General features: G+C 70.8%; 4 protein-coding genes. All 4 read right to left on the reverse strand.

Annotated elements, in window-relative coordinates; translation table 11 throughout:
• Positions 1 to 221: 221 nt before the first annotated feature.
• Positions 222 to 1046: an undecaprenyl-diphosphate phosphatase gene (locus tag VFE05_19245; GenBank protein HET6232218.1), complete on the reverse strand. Its 825-nt coding sequence runs from the start codon at positions 1044 to 1046 to the stop codon at positions 222 to 224.
• A 61-nt stretch (positions 1047 to 1107) separates the two neighbouring features.
• Positions 1108 to 2565 carry a sodium:solute symporter gene (locus tag VFE05_19250; protein HET6232219.1) on the reverse strand — a complete coding sequence of 486 codons (1458 nt, stop codon included), beginning with the start codon at positions 2563 to 2565 and terminating at the stop codon, positions 1108 to 1110.
• A gap of 365 nt (positions 2566 to 2930) precedes the next feature.
• Positions 2931 to 3794, reverse strand: a complete 864-nt coding sequence (locus VFE05_19255) for an alpha/beta hydrolase (protein ID HET6232220.1) — start codon at positions 3792 to 3794, stop codon at positions 2931 to 2933.
• A 364-nt stretch (positions 3795 to 4158) separates the two neighbouring features.
• Positions 4159 to 5305, reverse strand: a 1147-nt coding sequence (locus VFE05_19260; GenBank protein HET6232221.1) for a GGDEF domain-containing protein, incomplete at its 5' end; no start/stop codon positions are given.

Genomic DNA, 5305 nt, shown 5'->3' on the forward strand with positions numbered 1-5305 from the left:
GGAGGAAGTACGTCCCGACAGGAGTTTCGGGCCCCTTGTTCCTCTCCCTGAGGATCTCGTCTCCGCGATGGGCAGCGATCTTCTCACGGTCTTTGCGATCCGCGCGGTAGAACCAGGCGGAGAGCGGCGCCGACACGATCAGCACGGCGAGGATGCGGGAGAGCGTCCCCCGCTTCACCCGGCAGCCCTCGATCTGCCGCCTTCCATCTCCCGTGCCCGCGTCACACCGCCACCGGGTGCGTCCAGTACCAGGCGAGCAGCAGGACGCCGAAGACGATGCGGTAGATGGCGAACACGGTGAAGTTGTGCTTCGCCACGAACGAGAGCAGCGCCTTGATCACCACCGCGGCGGAGAGGAACGACACCACGAACCCCACTCCCAGCAGCGGCAGGTCCGCCCCGTGCAGGTCGTGCCGCGCCTTGAACAGCGCCAGGCCCGTCGCTGCGAACATGATGGGGATCGCCAGGAAGAACGAGAACTCCGTGGCCGCCACGCGCGACAGCCCCAGGCTCACGCCGCCCATGATGGTGGCGGCCGAGCGCGACGTGCCGGGGAAGAGCGAGAGCACCTGAGCCAGGCCCACGCCCAGCGCCTTCCGCGGCGGAATGTCGTCTACCGTCTCCACCGCCACCGGCCGCTTCCACCGCTCGATGAGCAGGATGAGGATGCCGCCCACCACCAGCGCCCACGCCACGGTGATGGGGTTGAAGAGGTGCTTCTCGATCCAGTCGTGCGTCAGGAGGCCCACGACGGCGGCGGGGATGAAGGCGATGACGATGTTCATGGTGAGCCGGTTGGCCGCCGGGTCCTTGCCCAGGCGCGAGACGACGGAGCCGATCTTGGCACGGTAGAGCCAGACCACGGCCAGGATGGCGCCCAGCTGGATCACCACCTCGAACGTGGCCGCCGTCTGCGGCTTGCCGTCCAGGAAGTGCAGCCAGTCGCGGGCGATGATGAGGTGGCCGGTGGACGAGACGGGGAGGAACTCGGTGGCGCCCTCCACCAGCCCCATCACCACGGCCTTGAGGAAGAGGATCAGGTCCATGCGTCGCTTTGCGCGAAAGTGATGCGCGGGCCGGCCGCCTGGCCGTGCCCGCGCGTGTGCGTCAGCGCGCCGCGCGGGCGCGCAGGCGGCTGGAGAGCGTGCCCGCGGCCACCGTCACCGCCGAGCCTACCAGCGAGAACCACAGTGTGTCCACCAGCTTCGGCATCGCCCCGAACTGCTGCGCCGCCCACAGCAGCGCCATCGCCGCGATGGCAATCGCCATGCCCGTCACGGCGTCCCTCCCGTCGGCCCGGCGGCTGGCGATGCCCAGCAGGAAGCCGCCCAGCAGGCCGCCGTACGTGAACGAGGCGATCTGGAGCGCGACCACCACGATGGGCGTGTCCTTGGCCGCGAGCTGGAAGAGGATCGCCCCGCCGATGAGCACCGCGCCCGCCAGCAGCGTGAAGCGCCGGCCCACCCGCATCACGTGCTCCGGCTCGTCGCGCCCGGTGAGCGGCACGTACAGGTCGTGCGTGAGCGCGCTCGCCAGCGAGTTCAGCGCCCCCGCCTCGGACGACATGGCTACGGAGAAGATGCCGGCGATCACCAGCCCGCCGATGCCCGCCGGCAGGCCTTCCACGATGAAGCGGGGGAAGATCTCGTCCGGCGTGGCGAACGCGCGGCCGTGGTAGAAGGCGAAGAGGCCCGCGCCGGCGAACAGGAAGAGCGAGAACATCGCCAGCACCGCCACGCCGCTCGCCACCAGCGCCTTGCGCGCATCTCCCAGCGACCGCGCGGCCAGCAGCCGCTGCACGATCACGTGGTCCACGCCGTGGGACGCCATCGACAGGAAGGCGCCGCCCACCACGCCGGTCGCGATCCACTTCGGGTCCGCGAAACCGCCGCTCCAGTGCACGATCCGCAGCTTGTGCGTGGTCTCCGCCGCGGATACGACGTCGTGCCAGCCGTGCGGGAGCAGGCCCAGGAGCGCGACCACGGCCGCCACGGCGCCGCCCAGAAAGACGACCATCTGCACCACGTCCACCCACACCACCGCCCGCAGCCCGCCGAAGTACGTGTAGACCAGCGTCACCACGCCGGTGAGCACGATGGCCTGCCAGTACGGGAGCCCGGTGACCAGCTTGAGCGGGATGGCCGATGCGAAGAGTCGCACGCTGCTTCCAAGCGAGCGCGTGACCAGGAAGATGAGAGATGCGAAGCGGCGCGTGAGCGGCCCGAACCGGCGTTCCAGCAGCGCGTACGCCGTGTCCAGCTCGCCGCGGAAGTAGCCGGGCAGAAGGATGGCGGCGACGGCGATGCGGCCGATCAGGTAACCGAACGCGAGCTGCACCATCCACAGGTCACTCGTGTACGCGGTGGCGGGCACGCTGATGAACGTCAGCACGCTAGTCTCGGTCGCGATCACCGAGAAGCAGACGGCCCACCACGGGATCGACCTGTCGGCCAGGAAGTAGTCGCGGGCGTCCTTCTGCCGGCGGCCCAGCCACGTGCCGAAGAGCGTGACACCGGCCATGTACGCGACCAGCAGCGCCACGTCGAACGCCGCGAAGGAGCCCATCTACCGCCGCCCGCCCGGTGCCGTCATCGTCCGCCGCCACGTTGGGTGGATGTTGGATGGCGGAGCACGTCCGTCCGCGCTCCGCCGCTCGTCAAAGTATCGCGCCCGCATATGCGAATCCAGCATCGCGGGCTCGGGAGATGAGGTGCGGGCGATGAACGGCGGGGGATCAGGGGGTCTGTCGAGGCAGGGACGGAGGTGCGGGGCCGATGCTTGGACGACCTGGGAGGGATGCGGACCTCTCTCAGAAAATTTCGATGTCGGCGCCTCTGCGATCCGGACATCAGGGCAAAGCCGGGTGGGCGGCGGGGCCGTTGCCGCTGCGCCTGTGTGGGCCGGAGGAAGCCCGTGGAAACGGAGGATGGCTATCGGTTCGCGGTGGATGAGTTCGCTGGGAGGATCTTCTGTTCGGCTAGGAAGGCGCCGACGTCGGCTATGATGTCGCGGACGGCGTCGTCGGTGAAGCGGCCGTGGAGGCCGCCGGGGACGGTGTGGAGGCGGTTCGGCACGCCGGCGGCGGTGAGAGCCGCGTGGAGCTGCTGCGACTGCGCGTACGGCACCGTGGGATCCGCGTCGCCGTGCACGATGAGCACGGGTGGCAGGCCGGGGCGCACGTAGCGCAGGGGAGAGAGGCGCCGCCCCATCTCCTCGCCCGCCGCGCCGTCTCCGAGCCAGACGCGCGTCTTCTCGCTCTTGGCCGCGAAGCCCGGCACGTCCGCCGGTCCGTAGTAGTCCAGTACCGCGGCGATGTGCGGCACGTCGAGGCACTGCGGCAGGTCCACGTCGTTGCGCGCGGGCAGCATGGCCGTCATCAGCGCGAGCTGGCCGCCGGCGGACGTGCCGTACGCCACGATGCGCTCGGGGTCGAAGCCGAAGCGCGCCGCGTTCACCTTCACCCACGCCATCGCGCAGCGCGCATCCTGCACCGCCGCGGGCGCCCGCGCCACGTCCGACAGCCGGTAATCCACCGACACGACCGAGAAGCCCAACTCCAGGAAGCCGCGGAACGACGAGGCCGCCTTGGGACGCGCGCCCGTCGTCCACGAGCCGCCGTGGAAATAGACCAGCACCGGCGCGGGCGACGCAGCGCTGCTCCGGTACACGTCCAGCCGCGCGTTCACCGTGTCCGCCGCCGTGTACGCGATGCTGCGGAGCTCCGCAGGCGGCGCCATCTGCGCCCTGATCGGAGCCGCGGAGAACAGCAGCGCAAGTCCCAGCAGTCGCTTCATCTTCAGTCCTCGTCGCCTGTGGTCGATGGAAGTCACGACGCCGATCTCTATCCATGCGTCATCCTGTCTCCACGGCTGCGCGGACGCGAGTGACAGACGACGCGGGATGGAGGACGGAAGATGAACATACGGACGACCGTCTCGGATTCGCTACGATCCCCGCAGCGGCCATTCCGCCGAACCGCGGCTCCTCGGCGGAGGTGCAGCGAAGGCCGCCTCCGTCGATCCGGGAGGCGGCCTGCGTCTCGAAATCTCGTCATCTCCGGTCTGGCCACCCACATCACCCGAGTGCTCCCACTTCTCTCATTCACCCGATCAACCGGCTTCGCCCAGGCCGCCGTGAATCCGACGAGCGGCCGTGCGATCACGCGCTCGCGAGGGCGACGCGGTTGCGGCCGGCGTGCTTGGCGTGGTACAGCGAGTCGTCCGCGCGGCGGGAGACCTCGCCGAAGCTGCCTTCGGCCGGCGCGCGCTCGGCGACGCCCACGCTCACGGTGACGCGCAGCGCCGGGGCCACGTCGCTCCAGTCCAGGCGCTCCACGGCCGTCCGCAGCCGCTCCGCCACGTCGAGCGCGATGGCGGCCGTGGTGGCCGGCAGCACGACGACGAACTCCTCGCCGCCCGTCCGCCCGATGCTGTCGCCCTCGCGCAGGGAGGCACGGCACGTCTGCGCTACGCGGCGGAGCACGGCGTCGCCCGCGTCGTGACCGTAGGTGTCGTTGATGCGCTTGAAGTGGTCCACGTCCAGCGCCAGCACGCTCAGCGGCGCGTCGTCGCGGCGGGCCGCGTCCAGCCCCTCGTCCGCCAGCGCCAGCAGGTGCCGGCGGTTGGGAAGGCGCGTCAGCTCGTCTGTGAGCGCCATGGCCCGCATTCGCCGCTCGCCGGCCACGTGCTTGACGACCAGCGCCGCCAGCACGGCCACCATCGCCAGCACCAGCGCGATGACCGTGGCCTGGAGGCGGGCCGCGCGCGCGGCAGCGGCCAGTGCCTGGCCGCGCAGCCCGTTCTCGCGCAGCAGCGCACGGTTCTCCGCATCCTTCTTGCGCGTGTCGAACTGCACGCTCAGCCGCGACGTCTGCTCGGCCTTGAGCCGCTCGGCCAGCTCGCGCTGCAGGTCCATCTGCGCCGTCCGCGCGTCGAACGCGCGCCTCCAGTCGACCGCGCCCGCGAACGCCAGCGCCCGCTCGCCCTCGATCTTCTCCAGGAACCGTGCGTTGTGCGGCGCCTGGAAGCGCGCGCGGGCGGCGTCCAGGTCGGCCAGCGCATCGCTCCACCGCCCGAGCTGCCGCAGCGCCACCCCGCGCGAGAGCCGCGCCTGCGCCAGCCGCTCGGCATCGCCCGCGTGGCCGAAGTACGCGACGGCCTGCTCCAGCCAGGGCAGCGCATCCGCCGCCTTGCCCTGCTTCGCGAGCACGACACCGATGGAGCGGCGCGTGTCTGCCGCGCCGTCCGCATCTTTCAGGCGCGTCTCCACCTCCAGCGCGCGGCGGTAGTAGGCGAGCGCTGCGGCC

The organism is Longimicrobiaceae bacterium (genome assembly GCA_035696245.1).
Lineage (GTDB): Bacteria > Gemmatimonadota > Gemmatimonadetes > Longimicrobiales > Longimicrobiaceae > DASRQW01.